Raw genomic sequence first — 19,898 nt, 5'->3', positions numbered from 1 at the left:
TTCAATCAATCTTTTGCGTTTTAATCCATTTGGCTTACTTTTGTGAACTCAAATGCGCCTCCTTAGCTCAGCTGGTAGAGCAACTGATTTGTAATCAGTAGGTCATTGGTTCGATCCCGATAGGAGGCTCAAAAAGCTCGACAGCAATGTCGGGCTTTTTTGTTTTAGTGGCAGTTCAACCGAACAAGTAATTAATACATCAAATGCTGCTTAGATGAATTACGCCAGCCAGCCTGACTCTCATAATTAACGAAATACACTTTCAAATCGGCTTGGCTTTCGTAGCGAACAAAATAGATCTTCCTCTTAGCTTGACTCACATAAGAAGTAAAGAACCACTTGCCATCATTCATTCCTGCTTGACTTTCGTATTTCACTTTGAAAACTTTTAAATCAGCTTGACTTTCATAATTAACGACAAATACTTTAACATCTGCTTGGCTTTCATAGTCTACAGAAAAGATCTTTTGACACTTAGCTGAAAAGCTAAATAAAAGGATAACGCCTAACAAAGCTATTTTTTTCATATAATTTATAATTAATTATCTACTGCTTGGACAAAGTCATCCAAAAAATTAAATAAATCAAGATTACAGCGCCAAGGCTTATACCAAAGGTCAAACCACCAATACCTAGCGATAAAACGATGAAAATAGCCCGTAATACACCAGAGGAAATTCCGAATGACCTAGCCATTCCACCTAATACGCCACCTAGCCATCTATCATTTGCATTTCTGTCCATAAAAATCAATTTTTAGGTAAACCATCCTTCAATTTTTTCTCTATATCGGGGTGTAAAATGACTTTTCCGAATATCCCCACCCCTACCATTTTGATCTTTCCATCCCAACGAACATTGGTAATTGAGAATAAATAATAGTCATCAATAACTACATTTTCATCTACAAACTTATCTGTAAATGCACCTCCAATTGCAGCTCCAAACGTTGCCCCTAATTGAGCAAATTCATTGTCATTTTCACTCTTTAGTTTATCGATTTCTGAGTTCAATAATTGCCGTATTTTGTCTTTCAAAATGAGCTTATGTTCAGCAGAAGAAGGGTTCGTTGCAAAGGCTCCAATACACAAAAGAAGTAAAAATAATAGGTATAAATTTCTAGACGAACTAGGACCACTTGAGTCTTGTCTTTGCTTCACAGTTGAATTCGTCATGGGATACAATTTTATGTTTTATTGAATTTAAGAACTTATAATATAGTACATCTATTTTGTCGAAAGTATTTATTTAACGGTTATTATTAAAAAAGGAATCGAAAATCTTCATTTTCATTTAAAAGTGCATTATATTGCACATAATATACTGAAATAAGCTATTTTTCGAAATTATAATAACCAAAAGAGCATTATAATGCACCTAAATAACCTCATTGAAACCCTGAAAAAGCGCCGAATTAGACTGCAAGTGACTCAAGAAACGCTCTCTTTGTTAACAGGTGTCAGCTTAAGAACGATTAAACAATTGGAAGCAGGTAAAGGTAATCCGACCTTAGAAACCATTCAAAAATTAGCTGATGTTTTAGGGTTAGAATTGCGATTAGAAATTAAAAATACAAGCATAGAAAATGAGGTCGATAACGATTCTATATAAGACTGAAATGGCAGGAATTTTGAGCCAATTAGCTAACGGAAGTTTTCATTTTCGGTATTTAGAAACATGGCTTGAAGACAAGAAAAAACCGGCCATAAGTTTGACCATGCCGAAGTCAAAAAAGGAGTTCAAATCCCCTCACCTCTTCCCCGTATTTTTTCATTTATTACCGGAGGGAGCAAACAAACAGGCGGTCTGTAAATTCAAGAAGATAGACCCGGCGGATCATTTTGGAATGCTACTTCACACCGCTCAATTTGATACGAGTGGAGCCATCACCATTCATCAGTCACTGAACTAAATGTATACCCAACTCCTCTTTTGTCCAAGTACGTTAACGGAAGGAAATACAAGCTACAGCCGCTCTGCCGTTCAGCGACTTTTCTCTAATCATAAAGTCGCCCATGTACTTCCTTATGATTCTCCGTCGAGTTCTGAATTAGTGGCTGGTACTTTCTTTGAGAATAGAACCAGTATGTCAATTGCTGGGGCTCAGGAGAAATATTCTTTGGTATTAGAGAAGAATAAATTGCGACTTGCACAACCAGGGGAAAGCGGGCAGTACCTTTTGAAGCCGATTCCTACCTTAGGGAGGAATAAACACGGGATGCCTGCAAACGAACATCTAACGATGCAGATTGCCCGGCAGGTGTTTCAAATCGAGACAGCGGAGAATGGGATTATATTCTTCCAAAATGGAGAAATGGCCTATTTAACGAAACGCTTCGACTATAATGAGGCAGGACAAAAGCTGGCAAAAGAGGACTTTGCCGTTTTAGCAGGCAGAACACCACAAACCCATGGCATTAATTACAAATACGAAGGAAATTACCTCGAATTGTTCCAAATCATGCAACAATTCGTGCCTGCTTATGCTGTCGAAGCTTCTAAACTATTTAAACTCATCCTTTTTAATTACCTATTCTCGAATGGGGACGCGCATCTAAAGAATTTCTCCTTATTGGAAACATCCGATGGGGATTTCGTTTTGAGCCCTGCCTATGATCTTTTAAACACAGAGATGCACCAGGCAGAAATTGATTTCGCACTTCAAGGTGGTCTCTACCCTAAATCACAATACCAAGGCAAAATACTGAACCAATTTCAACAATTGGGTAAACTGGCCCATATCCCAGAGAAGATGGTGGAACGCATTATAACTCAAATGCTAGCGAACCCAACAGAGGTCGAAAGATTAATAAGAAATTCTTTCCTGGATGAAAGTGCTCAAAAAAACTATTTGCAAAGCTACCAAGGGAGACTAAAGCGGTTAAAATACACCTAAACGTCCCACATCTCCTCTACCGTCCTGATAATCCCAGGTAAATCCTGTTTTTTCATACAATCAAAATGGCCTTTAGGACATGTTTTTGTCCCAAAATTCGAGCAAGGTTGACAGCTTAAGTCAGGCACAATAGATTGAAAAATGCGAGCAGAGGATTCCGCAGACATCAATGGTTCCACTTGTAGGGCGGGCGATGTGGCTCCCCAGATGGCAATCACATTTTTATCAAACGCACAAGCGATATATAACATGCCGGTGTCATGTGAGATGACTTCTCGGGCTTTGGAAACAATTAAAGCAGATTCATGCAAAGAATAAGTGCCGCAGGTATTTACGATGCGCGCAGGATCCAGTAATGCTAATTCGTCCCCATCCGCTTTTTCCTCTTTCCCACCCACTAGGACGATGGGGTACGGAATTTGGGAACATACTACCTTCAATGATTCTAAAGGCAATTTCTTCGTAAAATAGGAAGCTCCAATGACTAAAGCCACATAGCCGCCAGGAAAAAAAGAGGGCTCACTAGTGCCGGACGGAACAAAATAATCCAGCCCCTTTCCGTCGTAGGTGACGCCTAATGGGGATAAGGTATCCACGCTTCGCAATGAAATATGACGCTCAGGCATCCGATTGACTCCGAATTTGGTTAATAAAAACTTCGCAACACTCAGTTTATTATAGGATAAATAAGGGACACCTAAGGCCTTACGAATCCGCAAACTGCGCAAATTCTTATGCAAATCGATGATATAATCGAAGGAAAAGGCCTTTAATTCTTGGATGGTGGCGGTTAAATCATTTTCGAAATAATGAAAGTGATCTACGTATGGATTCGCCTCAGTTACCGCCTTCATCGACTTCTTTGTTAAGAAATGAATCTCCACACCAGGAATCTGCTGCTTCGCACAACGAAGTGCTGGGGAAGCTAAAACGATGTCACCGATGGCCGAAAAACGAATAAAAAGTAGACGCATAATTAAATTCTGAATTTAAAGTTAATTCATCCCGGGAGAATTTCTATTGTAAATGTTTTAATTTAAATTTAGGTATGCAACGTAGAAACTTCATCAAAGGAGGCCTATTGGCCTCTACCCTTTCCCTAAATTCGTCTTCCTCCCCTCTATCGCCTGTTGAATTTACACCCATCAGTGCGGAAGAACGTAAGATGCGAGTGACGAAGGCGCAGAAATTGATGTCTGAAAAATAAATTCAGGCCATCATTTTAGATGCAGGGGTTAACTTGAATTATTTCACGGGCATTAATTGGCATCCATCCGAGCGATCGATGTTAGCCGTAATTCCGGTAAAGGGTGAGATTCAGTTTATTTGCCCGGCATTTGAGGAAGACCGATTTCTAGAAATGGCTCCGGCAGGAACGAAAGTTCAGATTTGGGAAGAGGATGAGAATCCATTTGCCTTAACTATTTGCGTTTTACAAGGTATAGGAATTCATGCAGGCCTAATAGGTATCGAGGAATTCTGTCGTTTCTTCATTTTCGATGGACTGCGAAAAGCAGGTGCAAACTACAGTTTCAGCAGTGCTGATCCGATTACGATTCCTTGCCGAATCATTAAATCCCCAGCCGAAATTGCCTTAATGCAAAAGGCAAACGATGCCACGGTTAAAGCGATACAAGCGGGAATCGCTGCTTTAAGCTTAGGCTGCAGTCCACATCAAATCTCCCAAAAAATTGCTCAAGCACACGCAGAGCAAGGAACGGTGCATGGATTTGCGTCGGTAACTTTTGGGGTGGCTAGCTCTTTCCCACATGGAAGTTCTAAAAAACAAATCTTAAAGTCGGGTGATGTAGTCATGTTAGATTGTGGATGCAGCGTGGGTGGTTATGAATCCGATATAACACGGACGATTGTTTTTGGAGAGCCTAGCGCAAAGCAAAAACAAATATGGGATTTAGAAAAGAAGTCTCAGCAAGCCGGTTTTGAGGCCGCTAAACTAGGTGCACCGGCCGAAAACGTGGATTTTGCTGCGCGTAAAGTATTAGTTGACGCGGGTTTTGGACCAGATTATAAAATGCCGGGATTACCACATCGTACAGGACACGGCATCGGTATGAGCGGTCACGAATGGGGTAATATGGTGCGCGGAAATAAGGCACCTTTAGAAATAGGGATGTGTTTCAGTATCGAACCTACCATTGCGATTCCAGGCGAATTTGGTGTAAGACTGGAAGATTGCGCTTACATGACGGCAGAGGGCCCTAAATGGTTCTCTCAACCTAGCCCATCGATTTCAGAGCCTTTTTAATTCCAAAACCCGATTCACACAAGCAGGAATATCGCGGTCATAATGACTAACGTAAAGCAAGGTCATTTCTGAATTCGCTGCCAAATAATCCAGCACTGACTTCAAATGCTCCGTCTGCACACCATCTAATCCTTGGCATGGTTCATCGAGTATTAACAGTTCTGGATTCTTCACTAAGGCACGCGTAATCAACACCATACGTTGTTCTCCGCCTGAAATCTGCAAGAAGGACCTCTCTGCTAAATGGGCGATCCCCATTACTTGCATCCAGTGATTTACTTGCTCCATTTGCTCTTGCGCGACCCGCTTAAACAAACCCTGCGTATCAAAGAGCCCAGATGCCACCACCGAAAAACAAGATCCCCCTTCTTTAAAATACAAGTGTAATTCCGGGCTCAAAAACCCGATTTTTCGTTTGATATCCCAAATACTCTCGCCAGTCCCTCGTTTCCGATCAAATAAAGTAATATCCTGCGAATAGGCCTGGGGATTATCCGCTGTGATTAAACTAATTAACGTCGACTTACCTGCCCCGTTGGGCCCTTTTATGGCCCATCTCTCCCCTTTCTTAACTTCCCATGTAAAATCATTTAAAATAGTTTTGGCGCCATATTTAATCTGCACCTTATCCATTTTAACGGCAACCGCGAATGGCTCTAAGGGACGCAGAAAAGGCATGGGTTTCTCTGGAGCTATCTGTCGGGATGGTAATTCAATGATTTGATTAATAAAATCGGGTACATCGCCAGGGGAAGACACCAATATAAAATGGATGCCTTTATCGTGCAGTGCGAGTAATCCTGTAGTTAAAGTCTCTCGTCCTTTTACATCTAAACCCACATAGGGATTATCTAAAATCAACAAATCGGGTTGATAGGCTAAGGCTTTCACAATTTGCAAACGTTTGTTCTCCCCATTCGAAAGCTGGATCATCGGTCTCTTTAATAAACCATCCATCTCGAAAAGCTGAAGCCAATCACCAACGGTTAAATCCATCAGCTCCTCCTCCACCGTATAAGAATCGTCAGAATCAGATGAATTAAAACGCTGTTGTAAGTAGAATTCAGATAAATTACTGCGATTCTTGAATTGATGCTGTTGCTCCACGAGCATCACATGGGCCCGCTTATCCGGAATTCGCGAAGACAAAAAGACTTCACCAGTTCTGAACAAACGACCCGCTAAGGCTTTGGCTAATGACGTTTTTCCTGAGCCCATGGGACCCACGATAGCAGTTAACTGTCCTGGTAAAATTGTAAATGAAATGTTCGAAACGACAGATAGAGCGCCCAAAGAAACGGAAACATTAGAAATTTTAGCCGGATAGGATTTCAAGAATTATTACTTATTTTTATCAAAATTAAACCTATTACATGAAAAACAATAACAACAATCCCTCACGCCGCCAGTTTTTGGCAGCCGGCTCAATGGCCTCATTAGGCTTATTTTGGGCATCCAACTCTTCCTTTAGTTTTGCAAAACCAAGCTCAGTTTTTGGTGGTGTTCAGGTAGGAGCCATTACGTATTCTTTCCGCAGTATGCCGGGAGATATCAAACAAATCATCCAGTATTGCGTAGATTCGGGTGTTTCTGCCATTGAATTAATGGGGGATGCCGTGGAAGATTATGCAGGCCGTCCGGTAAATCCGGTACCGATGCGTTGGACTCCTGGTCAACCTCGTCCTACCTTAACTGATGAACAACGTGCGGCGATGGCAAAATATCAAAAGGATGTGTCTACTTGGAGAGAGTCTGTTTCAATGGACAAATTCAAGGAAGTTCGCAAGATGCTAGATGACGCAGGAATCTCTGTATATGCTTACAAACCGAATGCTTTCAGCGAGAGAAACTCGGATGCAGAGGTAGAATCGGCTTTACGCGCAGCGAAAGTACTGGGTGCTAAATCGGTTACCGTTGAATTACCTACTTCATCAGCTCAAACACAGCGTTTAGGTGCTTTAGGTGAAAAACACAAGGTCTATTTCGGATACCACACCCATTTACAGGTGAAGGATACGGTGTATGATGAGGCTTTGGCCCAAAACAAATACAACTCCATCAACTTAGATTGTGGTCACTATATCGCGGTGGGAGCTCCTCACACGACCGCTACTTTACTAGCATTCATCGAAGCGAAGCACGACCGTATCACCAGTATGCACATCAAGGACCGTACAACAAAAGAACACGGCACAGGTAACCTCGAATGGGGAAAAGGCGACACGCCTTTAAAAGAGGTTTTAACCTTATTAAAGAAAAATAAATATAAATTCCCAGCAACAATCGAACTAGAATACGACGTTCCTGCGGGGTCTACTCCGGTAGAAGAAGTGAAGAAATGTGTGGCTTATGCTAAAAATATATTAGCTTAATTTAAAAGGGCCGCCTCGTATATCGAAGTGGCCCTTTTTTTATTTATACGCATCTATCGTCTCTATACTGCCATCCGGTCGGTATTTCAACTCAGTCACTTTGATATTTCTTAAGTGGGTCTTACCCGAAATCTCCACATCGTGGTAATAGAGATACCATTTGCCATTTTGTTCCACAATCGAATGGTGATTTGTCCAACCTTTCACTGGCTTTAAGATAACCCCTTGGTAAGTAAATGGTCCATAAGGACTAGTTCCCGTCGCATAGGCGATATTATGCGTATCCCCCGTGGAATAAGAGAAATAATATTTCCCTTGGTATTGGTGGACGAAAGCGGCTTCGAAGAAACGACGATCATGATCTTCTGATAATAAAATTTTGCCCTGTGCATCCAAAATCTGCACATTGCGTGGCGTCTCGGTCATCTGCTTCATATTCGCATCTAATCGTGCCACTTTGGCCATCAAAGCTGGTTGTCCATTTGCCGGTTGCGACTCATCCGTAGCACCATAGCTACCTGACTTCCATCGTTGCAATTGTCCACCCCAGATACCTCCAAAATAAAGGTAATAAGATCCATCTTTGTCCTTGAATACGCATGGGTCAATGCTAAAAGAACCCTTCATGTACTCCTTCTCCGCTTTAAATGGACCTTCCGGTTTCGAAGCAGAGGCCACTCCAATACGGAAAACACCCTCCTTATCTTTGGCAGGAAAATACAAATAATAAGTCCCTTTTGATTCCGCTGCGTCAGGCGCCCAAAGCATCTTCGAAGCCCAGGCCACATCCTCTAATTTCAAAGCTACTCCGTGGTCAACCACGGGACTAGCTGGTGTTTTTTGAGATAATACATGATAATCCCGCATCGCAAAATGACTTCCTAAATCGTCCTCCTTTACACCCGCATCGATGTCGTGAGAGGGATAAATGTAAATTTGGCCTTGGAATAAATGTGCAGACGGATCTGCTGTGAACATATGAGAAACCAATGGTTTCGACTGACCCATCGCGGCTAAACTAAGTAGACTTAATGCAAGTATTTTTTTCATGTGTATTCGTTTATGTTTAAAGGCTCGAATTGTTTATTTTTACTTCCATGAAACCGATCGAAACTGCCTTATTATCTTATGGAATGTCTGGACGTGTTTTTCACGCCCCCTTCATTCAATTACATCCTGGATTCAATTTAGTAGGATCCTGGGAACGCTCCAAGAAAAACATTGAAAATGCCTATCCTGGTGTGCAGTCGTATGATTCAATGGAAGCCGTTTTAGCTGACCCTTCGATCGAATTAGTCATCGTTAATACACCCATCTATTCTCATTTCGAGTATGCAACCGCAGCTTTAAATGCGGGTAAGCACATCGTAGTGGAGAAAGCCTTTACCTGCAATGCAGCAGAGGCTCAGGCGCTGGTGGATTTAGCAAAAGAGGTGGGTAAGCTGATTTATATCTACCAAAATCGCCGTTGGGATTCTGACTTCTTAACCTTGAAAAAGGTACACCAATCGGGCGTTTTAGGCGATATCGTGGAAGCTGAGTTTCATTTTGACCGCTATAATCCGTTAATGTCCCCCAAAAGACACAAAGAAGATGCCGGTCCAGGCGCAGGAATCGTCACAGATCTAGGACCCCATTTAATTGATCAAGCCTTACATTTGTTTGGAAAACCAACTCATGTTTTCGCCGATCTTCGCAAAACTAGACCCGGGACGGAGGTCATCGACTTATTCGAGATTCTATTGTATTATCCAGCCTTGCGTGTTCGATTAAAAAGTGGTTATTATTTCAAAGAACCCATCCCTGCTTTCCAATTGCATGGAACGAAAGGCAGTTTCATCAAAACCCGTTCCGATCGCCAAGAAGTCGATTTAGATAAAGGACACGTTCCAATGGGTGAAAACTGGGGCGTAGATGCGCCGAGTGAATACGGTTTATTACACGTAGACGGAAGCAGTCCTGAACGTGTTACTTCCGAAAAAGGAAATTTTATGGCTTTCTATGAAAATGTGTATCAATCTTTGCGGGAGGGTGCCCATCCAGCTGTACCAGGAGAAGATGGAATCGCGAGTATGCGCGTAATTGATGCGGCCTACGAAAGTTTAGATAAACAAGCAGTTATTACGTATTAAGATGGAATTATTCAATCAATTTGAGCCGGAATTAAGTAAAAAAATTCAACAAGTGGGCGTCGTTCGTAAATTCAAAACAGACGAATACTTGATGAAAACGGGGCAATCCATTCGCTCCGCTGTTTTAGTGACTAAAGGCATCATCAAGGTATTTCGGGAAGACGAAGAGGGTAACGAGGTGTTTATGTATAACCTTCATCCCGGGGAGGCTTGTGCCATTTCGATGACTTGTGCGGCTCGGCAATTATCGTCTCAGATTATGGCCAAAGCCCTCGTAGACACCGAAGTCATCGCCATTCCTGCCGAATTAATGGACGAATGGGCCACAAAATATAAAAGCTGGTACCAATTCGTTCTAGAAACCTACCGCTCTCGTTTCGAAGAATTACTAGACACTTTAGATCAAATCGCCTTTAGAAATCTAGATGAACGCTTACTTTGGTACTTAAAACAGCATCAAAAAAGTCTTAAGACAAACATCATGAAGGCCTCTTTTACCGAAATTGCGCAAGAATTAAACTCTTCAAGAGAAGTAATTTCCCGCTTAATGAAGAAATTAGCGGAGAAAGGCTTCATCAAAATCAATAAAAATCAAATTGAGATTGTGGATTTAAGGATGTGATTTTCATCACGGACAAAGTCCCATTTTTGCGACAATTTGCAGGCCTAAATATAAAAGCATGCAAAAAAACGCCTTATACATTCTATTCTTTCTCTTATTTTCAGCTTCACTCGTAGCCCAACATCAAGAAATACATACGCCTCCACATCTTTGGAAAGGCAAAAAAAGTGTCGCAGAGGATTCTACTTCCTTATTATTCGCTTTCAAACACGGAAAAGTGCATGGTAATCTTCGCTACTTTTTCATGGCCACAGAGAATCAAGATCATTTAACCGATGCACATGCAAATGCAGCGGGTGGTGGTCTTTTTTATGAAACGGCCTCCTTTAAAGGATTTCAATTCGGAGTGGGTGGTTATTTTATCTACGATGTGAATTCATCTGACATGACTCATATTGATCCTTATACCCAAACAGTTAGTCGATATGAAACATCCCTTTTTGACCTAGAGAATTTGGCCAATAAGCATGACTTAGATCGATTAGAAGAACTATACTTGAAATACAATTTCAAAAAATCTCATATTACGGTAGGAAAACAGCTCATTAATACGCCATTCATCAATTTGCAAGACGGAAGAATGCGCCCAACGGAGGTAGGTGGTTTGTATGGAGAGCTTTTTCCGGGAAAAAAGAACAAACTAGAGGGAGGATACTTATATGAAATTTCTCCGCGTGGAACGGTGGATTGGTATAGTATAAGTGAGTCTATCGGAATCTACCCTAATGGTACTAGCGTGACTGGTGCAAAAGGGAATTACAAAGGACACATTGAATCTAATGGGGTTTATCTTGTAGGATATACTCATCAATTGCAGCAAGGCAACTCGCTCAAGCTTTGGAATGTATATGTGGAAAATGTATTCAACACGAGTATGTTGCAATGGGATATGAAACAAGGTGCTTGGGTTGCGGGCCTCCAATATACGCAACAACAAGCAGTTAACGATGGTGGAAATGAAGACCCTAGTAAGACCTATTTTTCATCTGATCAACGGTCGCGCGTTATCAGCTCTAAGCTAGGTTATGAGTCAGGTAAATGGAAATCATCTCTTAATTATACCCACATCACCGCTGAAGGCCGTTATTTAATGCCTCGAGAATGGGGCAGAGATCCTTTTTATACCTTTATGCCACGCGAACGAAATGAAGGCTTAGGCGATGTGAATGCGTATGTAGGGAAAGTTAATTATGCTTTTGCCAAAGCTCCTCTAAAGGCTAGCCTCAGCTATGGCTATTTTCAACTGCCAGATGTAAAGAACTATGCATTAAACAAATATGGCTTGCCTAGCTACACGCAATTGAATCTAGATCTTACCTATGAGTTTACCGATTTCTTAGAAGGTTTAGAAATTCAAGCCTTATATGTATATAAAGCAAACCAGGGAGAAACCTATCAAAATGAAAAATACATCATCAATAAGGTCAATATGAGCAATTATAACCTGATTTTGAACTTTCACTTCTGATAAAAACTTTTTTTATGCTTGTGATAAAAATCACGAAAAAGCTCTAAAAATGGCCCCAAATTTGTAGTATCAAAAAACAATAATAAACGCATGGAAATTATAGGATATTTTGCGTCCCTACTTATCGGAATCTCACTGGGCTTAATCGGTGGTGGTGGATCCATTTTAACAGTACCCGTATTGGTTTATCTTTTCGGAGTTGAACCCATTTTAGCAACCGCTTACTCTCTTTTCGTGGTAGGTGCCAGTTCATTAGTAGGAGCATTTCCAAAGTACAAGCAAGGTTTAATCAACGTAAAAACTGCGGTCATTTTTGGTATCCCTTCTATCGCCGCGGTATATGCCACTAGAAAATTCATCGTTCCACTAATCCCCTCAGAAGTATTTACTGTAGGTGATTTTGTGGTAACCAAGTCTATTCTAATGATGGTGTTATTCGCTGTATTAATGGTAGCGGCTTCCATCTCCATGATTCGTGGAAAATGTGAACAATGTGAGAAGGATAAATTAGGCACTTACGTGGAAGAAGAACAAGTGTTCAATTACCCTTTGATCCTTTTAGAAGGAGCTGTGGTAGGCACATTAACAGGCTTAGTAGGTGCAGGAGGCGGATTCTTAATCATACCCGCTTTAGTAATGCTCTCTAAATTATCCATGAAGCAAGCAGTAGGAACTTCCCTATTAATCATCGCAGCAAAGTCTTTAATTGGATTTACCGGTGATCTTGGTCATCATGCCATTGACTGGAACTTATTATTAACTGTTACAGGTCTGGCGATTGTAGGTATATTCTTCGGCGATATAATTAGTAAAAAAGTAGACGGGGATAAATTAAAAGTAGGTTTTGGATGGTTTGTTTTGGTGATGGGAATCTATATCCTGATCCAACAATTAGCCTTCCCATTGAAATAGATTAAACACATTCATAGCATAATAAATACGAAAATGAAAGTAGAACAAATTTACACGGGATGTTTAGCACAAGGTGCTTACTACATCGAGAACAATGGAGAAGCAGCGATCATCGATCCACTTCGCGAGGTTCAACCTTACATCGAGAAAGCAGAGCGTAACGGCGCGAAAATTAAGTATGTATTTGAAACACACTTTCATGCTGATTTCGTTTCAGGTCACATCGACTTATCTGCAAAAACAGGTGCTCCTATTGTTTACGGACCAAATGCAGCGTGCCAATTTGAGTGTATCACTGCAACGGATGGCCAAGAATTCCCATTAGGTAACGCTACTATCCGTGTCATTCACACACCGGGTCACACCATGGAATCGACATGTTTTCTATTAATCGACGAAAATGGCAAGGAAACCAGCTTATTCTCAGGTGACACCTTATTCATCGGTGATGTAGGTCGTCCAGATTTGGCACAAAAAGTGAAGGCTGATTTAACCGAAGATATTTTAGCGGGTCTTTTATTCGATTCATTACGTAACAAAATCATGCCATTAGCAGATGATATCATCGTATATCCTGCACACGGAGCTGGTTCTGCTTGCGGTAAAAACATGAGCAAAGAAACGACAGATACCTTGGGTAACCAAAAGAAAACGAACTATGCTTTGAATCCAGCATTAACAAAAGAAGCATTTAAGAAAGAGGTTTTAACAGGCTTAGTGGCTCCTCCAGCTTATTTTCCTCTGAATGTTTTGATGAATATCCAAGGATATGATTCAATCGATAAAGTGCTAGAGCGTGGCCAACATGCTTTAAGTCCTGAAGGATTTGAAGCAGCAGCAAACGAAACTAGTGCGTTAATCCTAGATACGCGTGATGCGCAAACTTTCGCAGCTGGCTTTGTCCCTAACTCAATCAACATCGGTATCGATGGATCTTTTGCTCCATGGGTTGGCGCCATGATTCCAGACATTAAACAAGAAATCTTGTTAGTAACAGACGAAGGCCGCGAAGAAGAAGTTATCACGCGTTTAGCTCGTGTAGGTTATGACTTTACCATTGGCTATCTAAAAGGAGGGTATGCATCATGGAAAGCTTCAGGTAAGGAATTTGACCAAATCGAATCAATTGAACCTGCAGAAGCATTCAAACGCCACGCAGCTGGGGAAGGTGAAATCATCGACGTGCGCAAAAATTCTGAGTACTTATCTGAGCACGTGGTTGATGTGGAAAATGCTCCTTTGGATTTCATCAATGACAGCATGTTGAAAATCGACAAAAACAAGACCTACTTCGTACACTGTGCAGGTGGTTACCGTTCGATGATTTTCAACTCGACATTAAGAGCTCGTGGATACGATAACTTAATTGATATCAATGGTGGTTTCAAAGCGATCAAAGAGTCAGGCAAGTTCCAAGTATCTGATTATGTTTGTCCTTCTACCCTTTTGTAATCATGGAAGAATTATTAGCTAATCCCACGACTACGGTTGTAGATGTAAGAGAAACAGGTGAATTTGCTGGTGGCCACTATAAAGGCGCTATTAATATTCCTTTAGGAATTGTTCCATTACGCTTAGATGAATTCAAGGCTATGAATGGACCGATTGTGGTTTACTGCAGAAGTGGTAACCGCTCAGGTATGGCTATGTCGTTATTAAAACAAGCAGGTCTCTCTGAAGTATATAATGGAGGAGGATTAAATGATATGTTAATTTACCAAAACTAATATGCTAGCTAGCCTAACACAAAATTGGGGTTTCATGCGCATTATCCGCCTAGTTATAGGTGGATATGCGCTTGTTGAAGCTATTCGTGCATCAGATGTACTTATCGGAATTATGGGAACTGTCCTTATAGGCATGGCCTTATTCAATCTAGGCTGTGGCGCACAAGGTTGCGGCGTTCCTGCACCACAAAATAAAAACACACAAACAGAAGAAGTAGAATATGAAGAAATTCATTCAAAGTAGATTCTGGCAAATCCTGGGAGGAATATTCGGCGGTATAGCTGGATATTTCTACTGGAGAGAAATTGGTTGTGTTACGGGCACTTGTCCCATTACAAGCAAACCGCTAAATAGTATTATTTATTTTGCGGTTTTGGCTTATTTTGTGACGGGAACGATTGAAGGTTTTAGAGCACAAAAAATAAAGAAGAGTAGAGAATGGTGAATGGTAAATGGTGAATGCTTACTCCGGACTAATTACCTCCGGACTGACTACTGACTACTGACTACTGGATACTGATTACTAACAATTAAATACTTTTAAAATGGAAACAATTACCCAACCCTGGCCTTGGTATACGGCAGGAATTATCATTGGACTTATTGTCCCTGCCCTATTGATTTTAGGGAACAAGCACTTTGGTATATCAGCGAATTTACGCCATGCCTGCGCGGCATGTTTACCTAGTAACATCCCCTTTTTTAGTTATGACTGGAAAAAAGAATCTTGGAACTTCTTCTTTGTGGGAGGAATTTTAGTGGGAGGCATCATTTCTACACTCTACTTAGGATCTGATGAAGCAGTCATTGTTCACCCGGATTTAGCCAAAGAATTAGCTACCTATGGTATCAACGATTTCTCTGGGATGGTTCCTGCTCAGTTGTTTTCATTTGAAAGCTTATTTACGGTTCGTGGACTAGTCATGATGGTAGGTGGTGGTTTCTTAGTAGGCTTCGGTGCTCGTTATGCAGGCGGATGTACCTCTGGACATGCAATCATGGGCCTTTCTGATCTTCAATGGCCATCATTAGTCGCTACTATCTGTTTCATGATAGGTGGTTTCGTCATGGCTAATTTCATTTTACCCTTTATCTTACACTTATAATACCCATGGAAAAGAAGACAACAGAACATGCAAATCCAGTAGATTTTGAAGTACGTTCATTAGACACCATGTGTGTCAACGAATCTGAATTGGTTCACCCTTGGTGGTATAATTTCAAATATGCAGCCGTAGGCGTGATTTTTGGTATCGTATTTATCAAAGCAGAGATTATATCTTGGTTTCGTATCCAGGAAATGTTCCGCTTACAAAGCTTTCACATGTATGGTGTGATCGGTACAGCAGTGGTAGTAGGAGCCATCTCCATATTTATTATTAAAAAATTCAAAATCAAAAGTATCCACGGAGAGGAAATTACGTTCACAGACAAGAAGTTTAATAAGGGCCAAATCATTGGTGGCTTAATCTTTGGTCTTGGATGGGCATTAACCGGCGCCTGCCCAGGCCCTCTTTTTGCTCAGGTGGGTACAGGAGCATTTGTCATATTAGTTGTTGTCCTAAGCGCAACAGCGGGCACTTGGGTATATGGTAAGTTTAGAGATCAATTGCCTCACTAAGAGATAAGAGAGTATAGAGTAGAGAGGGATTTCGGTTTAAGTCGGAATCCCTCTTTTGTTTATGTGGATTACCAACTAACTGATAGGGTAAAAATGGTTTTATAGGTAGATTGCAAGCTCTATTCATCATCATCATTCCTTAAATGCAAAACTACACTTCTATAAATTCCTATCCACTATCGTCTTTAAATTACCAATTTTTGGTACATTTAGAAAAAACTTCGATCATGGGAAAAAACACATCTGTATCATTGGGTAATTATTTTGAATCTTTTGTGGAGAATACCATTTCAGAGGGAAGATTTAAAAATACAAGTGAGGTAATCCGTGCAGGACTTAGATTATTGGAAGATGAAGAAAACAAAAGAATCGCATTAAAAAATGCAATCCAAGTTGGAATAGAAAGTGGTATTTATGAAGCTTTCAACCCAATTGAACACCTCAATTCGCTAAAGGATCTAAAAAGAAATGAGTAGATATGTATTGACTCAAAAATCAGTACATGACATAGCTGAAATCTGAAAATTTACACGAATTAATTGGGGAGAGAAACAAGCGTATGAATATTATCAAGAACTGATAGATACCATTCAATTGCTCTCTAGCACTCCTGCAATTGGCAGAAAATATGATCATGTTTATGACAAATTGAGAGGATACCTAGTACTTAAACATGTAATTTTCTATTCAATTACCTCTGTTGAAATAATCACAATTGTAAGAATACTTCACTCGAGAATGGATTTGAAGAGTAATATTGACTCTTAGTTTCTACTTATGTTTTTCCGCCCAAGCCTTGATCGGCTTGTAAGGTCCGTATTTATGTTGTTCTTCCGTAAATGGATCAGCATAAGGACCAAAAGGGTGATCAAATGGCTTCTTTGCGATATTAGGCCAATCTTTGGATAAATCTTTCGAAGGGCGAGGCATCGAATTCACATAAGCTGCCACATCCCAAGCTTCTTCATCTGATAATTGAGGTTTCTCGTAATTCGCTCCTAAAGGCATGTTGTATTTTACATATCCTGCGAAATTTGACATACGGTAAAGCCCAGCGCCATGATTGTAACTATGGGGTCCCCAAAGCGGAGGATAAGTATACGATTCCCCATTTTCAGCCAGTACGCCACTGCCATCTGCTTGATGACAAGACTGGCATTTGGATGCGTACACTTCAGCACCCTTGGTGGGATCAATCGCACGCTTTAAACCTTTTAATTTAAAAATCCCTGATCCTTTAGGTGACTTGCCTTTCTTAACATCAGTGCCTAGCCATTTGATATAGGCCAAAATCGCCCGCATCTCCTTGCTTTCAGCTGCCAACGCTTGCCCATTCAAACTACGTTCAAAACAATCATTTACGCGCTTAACTTGATCCTCTATAGCGCCTGAGCGAGCCCTAAATTTCGGATAGGTAGACTGAACGGCGAAATAGTTATTTCCCCAAGGCTGGGTGCCCGCATTTAAGTGACAGTTTTGGCAATTCATCCCGTTGGAAATGGCCTTGACGGAACCTTTTGGCCCTAAATATTCAGACGTGTGGGCAATTAATTCCCGACCATACACCACTAATTCTTTCTCCTCCGGCTTCAAAGACATCATCCGCCAGTCAGACGGCGCCGTCCATACATGAGTGAAATTGGAATCAGGAGCGGCATAGACAGCAATAGAATCTAGTTTACTCGAGCCTGCATTTTGGTAGGTACGAAAACCTAAAAAGCCCAAAAGGAAGATCAGTAAACCGAACAAAAAAGTTTTAAGAATCTGATATTGCAATTTCAAGGAGTCTAAATTAATATTTTAAATAAGCCCAACCAGCCTCCTGCTTTAACACAACCTCCGCAACCCCAGATGGTACCGCTCCTGCTTGAATTAAAATGGTGGAACGATCTATTTTACGTTCGCGAATGGTATTTTCACAGGCTTTAAATAAAACGCCGGTAGCTGCTAATTCCGCAATTTTAGCTTTTTGAGTGGTTTTCCCATCCACTAAAATGCTAATTCCTGCACCATGAGCAACTAATTCAATTTGAGTATTGGGTCCCAATGCAGTTTGAAGATTAGAAATATTTTTCAATGCTCCGTGCCAAACCAAGGTGTCCGACGTATTCAATTGCACAACTACTTTGTGCGCTTGTGCCTTTACTGCAATGGAAACGCAAATGAAAATAAGCGTACTTAATAAGATCTTTTTCATAGTTTCTATTTGTTTCTTTTTGCAATGATAGCTGAAATTTACTAAAAGACTAGAGACAAATGTCACGTTGACACCTTTTTCGATGACCTATATTTGCCTACATAAACACAGAAAATATGGTAGAATTACTAAAGAATTTATTTGGCTTTGGACCAAAGGTAGACTATAAAGCTCTTTTAGCAGATGGTGCAACACTTGTGGACGTTCGCACTCCAGCAGAATTTAAAGATGGGCACATTAAAGGCGCCATCAACTTACCCTTACAAACTTTAGGATCTAATTTGAACAAATTAAAGAAAGATCAGGTTATCATTACTTGTTGCCGCTCGGGAAGCCGTAGCGGAATGGCTCGCCGCCAGCTTCAAGCCGCAGGTTATACGCAGGTGTATAATGGAGGAGCATGGAGCAGCTTGAGATAAGAGAGTAGAGAGAAGAGATAGTAAATGGTGAATGTTAAATGGTAAATGGTGTATGATGAATTATTTAATCTCTAATCTATAATTTACTTCGGACTAAGTACGCAGGACGACTAAACGACAAAGTCGTGACTAAATCACGAAGTGATGACTTACTCGCATAGCGACTGATTACTGACTACTAGATACTGACAATTATGAGCAAATTCGACGAACTATTGAAATCACCAGAACCCGTATTAGTTGATTTTTCAGCTGAGTGGTGTGGCCCATGCAAGCAATTAAAGCCTATTTTAGAGCAATTAAAGTCTAAAATTGGAGATTCTGCCAAAATCATTAAAATCGATGTCGACAAGAATCGTACCTTAGCAGATAAATTCCAAATCCGTTCCGTACCCACCTTGATCCTTTTTAAAGATGGAAAGTCGGTTTGGCGTCAGTCAGGAGTTATTCCTGCAAGTACTTTGGAAGGAATCATTAAACAGCATTCAAAATGAGAAACATTCTATATTCATTTCTAATCATTGGTCTATTATTTTCTTGTGGGCCAAAAGAAGGACTACAAGACCTAGTCGCCACAGAGTTCCAAACAGCCATGGCTGGGGAGTCAGGAGCGCAGATTTTGGACGTGAGAACCAGTGATGAATTTCAAAATGGCCACATCGAAGGAGCCATCAATGCAGATGTAAGCTCTCCCGCTTTCGCACAAATCGCTAATGGATTAGCGAAGGATAAAACCGTTTTCGTGTACTGCTTATCTGGAGCTAGATCCTCCTCAGCTGCAGGAATGCTAAAAGAAATGGGCTTTAAATCAATCGTCAATTTAACTGGCGGCATGTTAGCTTGGCAATCGGCTAATTTGCCTGTCGCTACAGGTGAAACAAAAGCGAGTGCATCAGCGGGATTAACCGAAGCAACTTTCGCAGAAAAAATCAAAGGAAAACCGATGGTCATCATCGACTACAATGCGACTTGGTGTGGCCCTTGCAAACAATTAAGCCCTATTTTGAAGGAATGGGTAAAAGCCCAAAACGGAAAAGTCGAACTGATCGAAATCGATGTAGACGAAAACCAAGAGTTGGCTAAATCAAAGAAAATCGAAGCGATTCCGTACCTAGAAATGTACAAGAACGGGGTTAAGACTTGGAGTAGTGTGGGATTGATTGGGAAAGAGGAGTTAGACAAGTCGCTTAGCGACTAAGTTATATACATCGCCTCGCGACTAAGTCATCGCGCTGCGATTTAGTCGCCTTCGGCTTAGTCGTCGC

General features: G+C 40.9%; 29 protein-coding genes and 1 tRNA gene. 22 read left to right on the top strand and 8 right to left on the bottom strand.

Annotated elements, in window-relative coordinates; translation table 11 throughout:
* Nucleotides 1–56: 56 nt before the first annotated feature.
* Nucleotides 57–129, top strand: a tRNA-Thr gene (locus ACST13_RS02210).
* A 62-nt stretch (nucleotides 130–191) separates the two neighbouring features.
* Here ACST13_RS02210 and ACST13_RS02205 read toward each other — a convergent pair.
* The 3 genes from ACST13_RS02205 to ACST13_RS02195 are packed head-to-tail and all read right to left on the bottom strand — an operon-like array spanning nucleotide 192 to nucleotide 1,175.
* Nucleotides 192–527 (bottom strand): DUF6150 family protein, encoded by a 336-nt coding sequence (locus ACST13_RS02205; protein ID WP_459521589.1) that lies wholly within the window; start codon nucleotides 525–527, stop codon nucleotides 192–194.
* Between the two features lie 19 nt (nucleotides 528–546).
* Nucleotides 547–744 (bottom strand): PspC domain-containing protein, encoded by a 198-nt coding sequence (locus ACST13_RS02200; protein WP_459521588.1) that lies wholly within the window; start codon nucleotides 742–744, stop codon nucleotides 547–549.
* A gap of 5 nt (nucleotides 745–749) precedes the next feature.
* Nucleotides 750–1,175 (bottom strand): hypothetical protein, encoded by a 426-nt coding sequence (locus ACST13_RS02195; RefSeq protein ID WP_459521587.1) that lies wholly within the window; start codon nucleotides 1,173–1,175, stop codon nucleotides 750–752.
* Nucleotides 1,176–1,371: 196 nt separating this feature from the next.
* On the opposite strand from ACST13_RS02195, the gene ACST13_RS02190 reads away from it, so the two are divergent.
* The 3 genes from ACST13_RS02190 to ACST13_RS02180 are packed head-to-tail and all read left to right on the top strand — an operon-like array spanning nucleotide 1,372 to nucleotide 2,896.
* A complete protein-coding gene (locus ACST13_RS02190; protein WP_459521586.1) occupies nucleotides 1,372–1,611 on the top strand; it encodes a helix-turn-helix transcriptional regulator in 240 nt (79 codons plus the stop codon).
* Nucleotides 1,612–1,618: 7 nt separating this feature from the next.
* Entirely contained in the window at nucleotides 1,619–1,912 is a 294-nt protein-coding gene (locus ACST13_RS02185; protein ID WP_459521585.1) for a HipA N-terminal domain-containing protein, read from the top strand.
* Nucleotides 1,913–2,896 (top strand): type II toxin-antitoxin system HipA family toxin, encoded by a 984-nt coding sequence (locus ACST13_RS02180; protein WP_459521584.1) that lies wholly within the window; start codon nucleotides 1,913–1,915, stop codon nucleotides 2,894–2,896.
* Here ACST13_RS02180 and ACST13_RS02175 read toward each other — a convergent pair.
* A complete protein-coding gene (locus ACST13_RS02175) occupies nucleotides 2,893–3,870 on the bottom strand; it encodes a glycosyltransferase family 9 protein (RefSeq protein WP_459521583.1) in 978 nt (325 codons plus the stop codon). The genes ACST13_RS02180 and ACST13_RS02175 overlap by 4 nt on opposite strands.
* 74 nt (nucleotides 3,871–3,944) lie before the next feature.
* On the opposite strand from ACST13_RS02175, the gene ACST13_RS02170 reads away from it, so the two are divergent.
* Nucleotides 3,945–4,103, top strand: a complete 159-nt coding sequence (locus ACST13_RS02170) for a hypothetical protein (protein ID WP_459521582.1) — start codon at nucleotides 3,945–3,947, stop codon at nucleotides 4,101–4,103.
* Complete coding sequence (locus ACST13_RS02165; RefSeq protein ID WP_459521844.1) at nucleotides 4,104–5,162, top strand: M24 family metallopeptidase; 1,059 nt, start codon at nucleotides 4,104–4,106, stop codon at nucleotides 5,160–5,162.
* Here ACST13_RS02165 and ACST13_RS02160 read toward each other — a convergent pair.
* Nucleotides 5,148–6,497, bottom strand: coding sequence for an ATP-binding cassette domain-containing protein (locus tag ACST13_RS02160; protein WP_459521581.1), 1,350 nt, complete (start codon nucleotides 6,495–6,497; stop codon nucleotides 5,148–5,150). The genes ACST13_RS02165 and ACST13_RS02160 overlap by 15 nt on opposite strands.
* Nucleotides 6,498–6,535: 38 nt before the next feature.
* On the opposite strand from ACST13_RS02160, the gene ACST13_RS02155 reads away from it, so the two are divergent.
* Complete coding sequence (locus ACST13_RS02155) at nucleotides 6,536–7,534, top strand: sugar phosphate isomerase/epimerase family protein (RefSeq protein ID WP_459521580.1); 999 nt, start codon at nucleotides 6,536–6,538, stop codon at nucleotides 7,532–7,534.
* 39 nt (nucleotides 7,535–7,573) lie between these two features.
* On the opposite strand, the gene ACST13_RS02150 is transcribed toward ACST13_RS02155, so the two are convergent.
* Nucleotides 7,574–8,584: a glycoside hydrolase family 43 protein gene (locus ACST13_RS02150; RefSeq protein WP_459521579.1), complete on the bottom strand. Its 1,011-nt coding sequence runs from the start codon at nucleotides 8,582–8,584 to the stop codon at nucleotides 7,574–7,576.
* 47 nt (nucleotides 8,585–8,631) lie between these two features.
* On the opposite strand from ACST13_RS02150, the gene ACST13_RS02145 reads away from it, so the two are divergent.
* From ACST13_RS02145 to ACST13_RS02090, 12 genes are all read left to right on the top strand, one after another.
* Nucleotides 8,632–9,666: a Gfo/Idh/MocA family oxidoreductase gene (locus ACST13_RS02145; protein WP_459521578.1), complete on the top strand. Its 1,035-nt coding sequence runs from the start codon at nucleotides 8,632–8,634 to the stop codon at nucleotides 9,664–9,666.
* A gap of 1 nt (nucleotide 9,667) precedes the next feature.
* On the top strand, nucleotides 9,668–10,288 hold the full coding sequence (locus tag ACST13_RS02140; RefSeq protein WP_459521577.1) for a Crp/Fnr family transcriptional regulator: 621 nt from the start codon (nucleotides 9,668–9,670) through the stop codon (nucleotides 10,286–10,288).
* A gap of 58 nt (nucleotides 10,289–10,346) precedes the next feature.
* Nucleotides 10,347–11,756: an OprD family outer membrane porin gene (locus ACST13_RS02135; RefSeq protein ID WP_459521576.1), complete on the top strand. Its 1,410-nt coding sequence runs from the start codon at nucleotides 10,347–10,349 to the stop codon at nucleotides 11,754–11,756.
* A gap of 90 nt (nucleotides 11,757–11,846) precedes the next feature.
* Nucleotides 11,847–12,668 (top strand): sulfite exporter TauE/SafE family protein, encoded by an 822-nt coding sequence (locus ACST13_RS02130; RefSeq protein ID WP_459521575.1) that lies wholly within the window; start codon nucleotides 11,847–11,849, stop codon nucleotides 12,666–12,668.
* A gap of 33 nt (nucleotides 12,669–12,701) precedes the next feature.
* A complete protein-coding gene (locus tag ACST13_RS02125) occupies nucleotides 12,702–14,120 on the top strand; it encodes an MBL fold metallo-hydrolase (RefSeq protein WP_459521574.1) in 1,419 nt (472 codons plus the stop codon).
* Between the two features lie 2 nt (nucleotides 14,121–14,122).
* A complete protein-coding gene (locus ACST13_RS02120; RefSeq protein WP_459521573.1) occupies nucleotides 14,123–14,395 on the top strand; it encodes a rhodanese-like domain-containing protein in 273 nt (90 codons plus the stop codon).
* A gap of 34 nt (nucleotides 14,396–14,429) precedes the next feature.
* Nucleotides 14,430–14,639 carry a hypothetical protein gene (locus ACST13_RS02115; RefSeq protein ID WP_459521572.1) on the top strand — a complete coding sequence of 70 codons (210 nt, stop codon included), beginning with the start codon at nucleotides 14,430–14,432 and terminating at the stop codon, nucleotides 14,637–14,639.
* Nucleotides 14,617–14,841: a hypothetical protein gene (locus ACST13_RS02110; protein ID WP_459521571.1), complete on the top strand. Its 225-nt coding sequence runs from the start codon at nucleotides 14,617–14,619 to the stop codon at nucleotides 14,839–14,841. The genes ACST13_RS02115 and ACST13_RS02110 overlap by 23 nt, the downstream gene beginning before the upstream one ends.
* A 100-nt stretch (nucleotides 14,842–14,941) precedes the next feature.
* The gene (locus ACST13_RS02105) at nucleotides 14,942–15,502 is read left to right on the top strand and encodes a YeeE/YedE family protein (RefSeq protein ID WP_459455236.1); all 561 of its coding nucleotides are present in this window, start codon (nucleotides 14,942–14,944) and stop codon (nucleotides 15,500–15,502) included.
* A gap of 68 nt (nucleotides 15,503–15,570) precedes the next feature.
* A complete protein-coding gene (locus ACST13_RS02100; RefSeq protein WP_459521843.1) occupies nucleotides 15,571–16,017 on the top strand; it encodes a DUF6691 family protein in 447 nt (148 codons plus the stop codon).
* Nucleotides 16,018–16,244: 227 nt separating this feature from the next.
* The gene (locus ACST13_RS02095) at nucleotides 16,245–16,493 is read left to right on the top strand and encodes a type II toxin-antitoxin system ParD family antitoxin (RefSeq protein ID WP_459521570.1); all 249 of its coding nucleotides are present in this window, start codon (nucleotides 16,245–16,247) and stop codon (nucleotides 16,491–16,493) included.
* Nucleotides 16,494–16,551: 58 nt separating this feature from the next.
* Nucleotides 16,552–16,785, top strand: a complete 234-nt coding sequence (locus ACST13_RS02090) for a type II toxin-antitoxin system RelE/ParE family toxin (protein ID WP_459521842.1) — start codon at nucleotides 16,552–16,554, stop codon at nucleotides 16,783–16,785.
* Nucleotides 16,786–16,788: 3 nt separating this feature from the next.
* On the opposite strand, the gene ACST13_RS02085 is transcribed toward ACST13_RS02090, so the two are convergent.
* On the bottom strand, nucleotides 16,789–17,766 hold the full coding sequence (locus ACST13_RS02085; protein ID WP_459521569.1) for a c-type cytochrome: 978 nt from the start codon (nucleotides 17,764–17,766) through the stop codon (nucleotides 16,789–16,791).
* Nucleotides 17,767–17,809: 43 nt separating this feature from the next.
* Complete coding sequence (locus tag ACST13_RS02080) at nucleotides 17,810–18,214, bottom strand: DsrE family protein (protein ID WP_459521568.1); 405 nt, start codon at nucleotides 18,212–18,214, stop codon at nucleotides 17,810–17,812.
* A 116-nt stretch (nucleotides 18,215–18,330) separates the two neighbouring features.
* Between ACST13_RS02080 and ACST13_RS02075 the strand changes: the two genes are divergently transcribed.
* From ACST13_RS02075 to ACST13_RS02065, 3 genes are all read left to right on the top strand, one after another.
* Complete coding sequence (locus ACST13_RS02075; RefSeq protein WP_459521567.1) at nucleotides 18,331–18,633, top strand: rhodanese-like domain-containing protein; 303 nt, start codon at nucleotides 18,331–18,333, stop codon at nucleotides 18,631–18,633.
* Nucleotides 18,634–18,827: 194 nt separating this feature from the next.
* Nucleotides 18,828–19,127 (top strand): thioredoxin, encoded by a 300-nt coding sequence (gene trxA / locus ACST13_RS02070; RefSeq protein WP_459521566.1) that lies wholly within the window; start codon nucleotides 18,828–18,830, stop codon nucleotides 19,125–19,127.
* Nucleotides 19,124–19,831, top strand: coding sequence for a thioredoxin domain-containing protein (locus tag ACST13_RS02065; RefSeq protein ID WP_459521565.1), 708 nt, complete (start codon nucleotides 19,124–19,126; stop codon nucleotides 19,829–19,831). Before trxA ends, ACST13_RS02065 begins: the two co-directional genes overlap by 4 nt.
* The last annotated feature ends 67 nt before the right edge of the window (nucleotides 19,832–19,898 follow it).

It is taken from the genome of Aquirufa sp. A-Brett2-W8, from assembly GCF_054558755.1.
Note: the sequence above shows the minus strand (reverse complement) of the source record. Positions and strands in the feature narration are given on the sequence as shown.

Excerpts from the sequence above, each read along its gene's own strand:
- ACST13_RS02205 (WP_459521589.1), bottom strand. The coding sequence starts at position 527 with ATGAAAAAAATAGCTTTGTTAGGCGTTATCCTTTTATTTAGCTTTTCA.
- ACST13_RS02200 (WP_459521588.1), bottom strand. The coding sequence starts at position 744 with ATGGACAGAAATGCAAATGATAGATGGCTAGGTGGCGTATTAGGTGGA.
- ACST13_RS02195 (WP_459521587.1), bottom strand. The coding sequence starts at position 1,175 with ATGACGAATTCAACTGTGAAGCAAAGACAAGACTCAAGTGGTCCTAGT.
- ACST13_RS02190 (WP_459521586.1), top strand. The coding sequence starts at position 1,372 with ATGCACCTAAATAACCTCATTGAAACCCTGAAAAAGCGCCGAATTAGA.
- ACST13_RS02185 (WP_459521585.1), top strand. The coding sequence starts at position 1,619 with ATGGCAGGAATTTTGAGCCAATTAGCTAACGGAAGTTTTCATTTTCGG.
- ACST13_RS02180 (WP_459521584.1), top strand. The coding sequence starts at position 1,913 with ATGTATACCCAACTCCTCTTTTGTCCAAGTACGTTAACGGAAGGAAAT.
- ACST13_RS02175 (WP_459521583.1), bottom strand. The coding sequence starts at position 3,870 with ATGCGTCTACTTTTTATTCGTTTTTCGGCCATCGGTGACATCGTTTTA.
- ACST13_RS02170 (WP_459521582.1), top strand. The coding sequence starts at position 3,945 with ATGCAACGTAGAAACTTCATCAAAGGAGGCCTATTGGCCTCTACCCTT.
- ACST13_RS02155 (WP_459521580.1), top strand. The coding sequence starts at position 6,536 with ATGAAAAACAATAACAACAATCCCTCACGCCGCCAGTTTTTGGCAGCC.
- ACST13_RS02150 (WP_459521579.1), bottom strand. The coding sequence starts at position 8,584 with ATGAAAAAAATACTTGCATTAAGTCTACTTAGTTTAGCCGCGATGGGT.
- ACST13_RS02145 (WP_459521578.1), top strand. The coding sequence starts at position 8,632 with ATGAAACCGATCGAAACTGCCTTATTATCTTATGGAATGTCTGGACGT.
- ACST13_RS02140 (WP_459521577.1), top strand. The coding sequence starts at position 9,668 with ATGGAATTATTCAATCAATTTGAGCCGGAATTAAGTAAAAAAATTCAA.
- ACST13_RS02135 (WP_459521576.1), top strand. The coding sequence starts at position 10,347 with ATGCAAAAAAACGCCTTATACATTCTATTCTTTCTCTTATTTTCAGCT.
- ACST13_RS02130 (WP_459521575.1), top strand. The coding sequence starts at position 11,847 with ATGGAAATTATAGGATATTTTGCGTCCCTACTTATCGGAATCTCACTG.
- ACST13_RS02125 (WP_459521574.1), top strand. The coding sequence starts at position 12,702 with ATGAAAGTAGAACAAATTTACACGGGATGTTTAGCACAAGGTGCTTAC.
- ACST13_RS02120 (WP_459521573.1), top strand. The coding sequence starts at position 14,123 with ATGGAAGAATTATTAGCTAATCCCACGACTACGGTTGTAGATGTAAGA.
- ACST13_RS02115 (WP_459521572.1), top strand. The coding sequence starts at position 14,430 with ATGCGCATTATCCGCCTAGTTATAGGTGGATATGCGCTTGTTGAAGCT.
- ACST13_RS02110 (WP_459521571.1), top strand. The coding sequence starts at position 14,617 with ATGAAGAAATTCATTCAAAGTAGATTCTGGCAAATCCTGGGAGGAATA.
- ACST13_RS02105 (WP_459455236.1), top strand. The coding sequence starts at position 14,942 with ATGGAAACAATTACCCAACCCTGGCCTTGGTATACGGCAGGAATTATC.
- ACST13_RS02100 (WP_459521843.1), top strand. The coding sequence starts at position 15,571 with ATGTGTGTCAACGAATCTGAATTGGTTCACCCTTGGTGGTATAATTTC.
- ACST13_RS02095 (WP_459521570.1), top strand. The coding sequence starts at position 16,245 with ATGGGAAAAAACACATCTGTATCATTGGGTAATTATTTTGAATCTTTT.
- ACST13_RS02080 (WP_459521568.1), bottom strand. The coding sequence starts at position 18,214 with ATGAAAAAGATCTTATTAAGTACGCTTATTTTCATTTGCGTTTCCATT.
- ACST13_RS02075 (WP_459521567.1), top strand. The coding sequence starts at position 18,331 with ATGGTAGAATTACTAAAGAATTTATTTGGCTTTGGACCAAAGGTAGAC.
- trxA (WP_459521566.1), top strand. The coding sequence starts at position 18,828 with ATGAGCAAATTCGACGAACTATTGAAATCACCAGAACCCGTATTAGTT.
- ACST13_RS02065 (WP_459521565.1), top strand. The coding sequence starts at position 19,124 with ATGAGAAACATTCTATATTCATTTCTAATCATTGGTCTATTATTTTCT.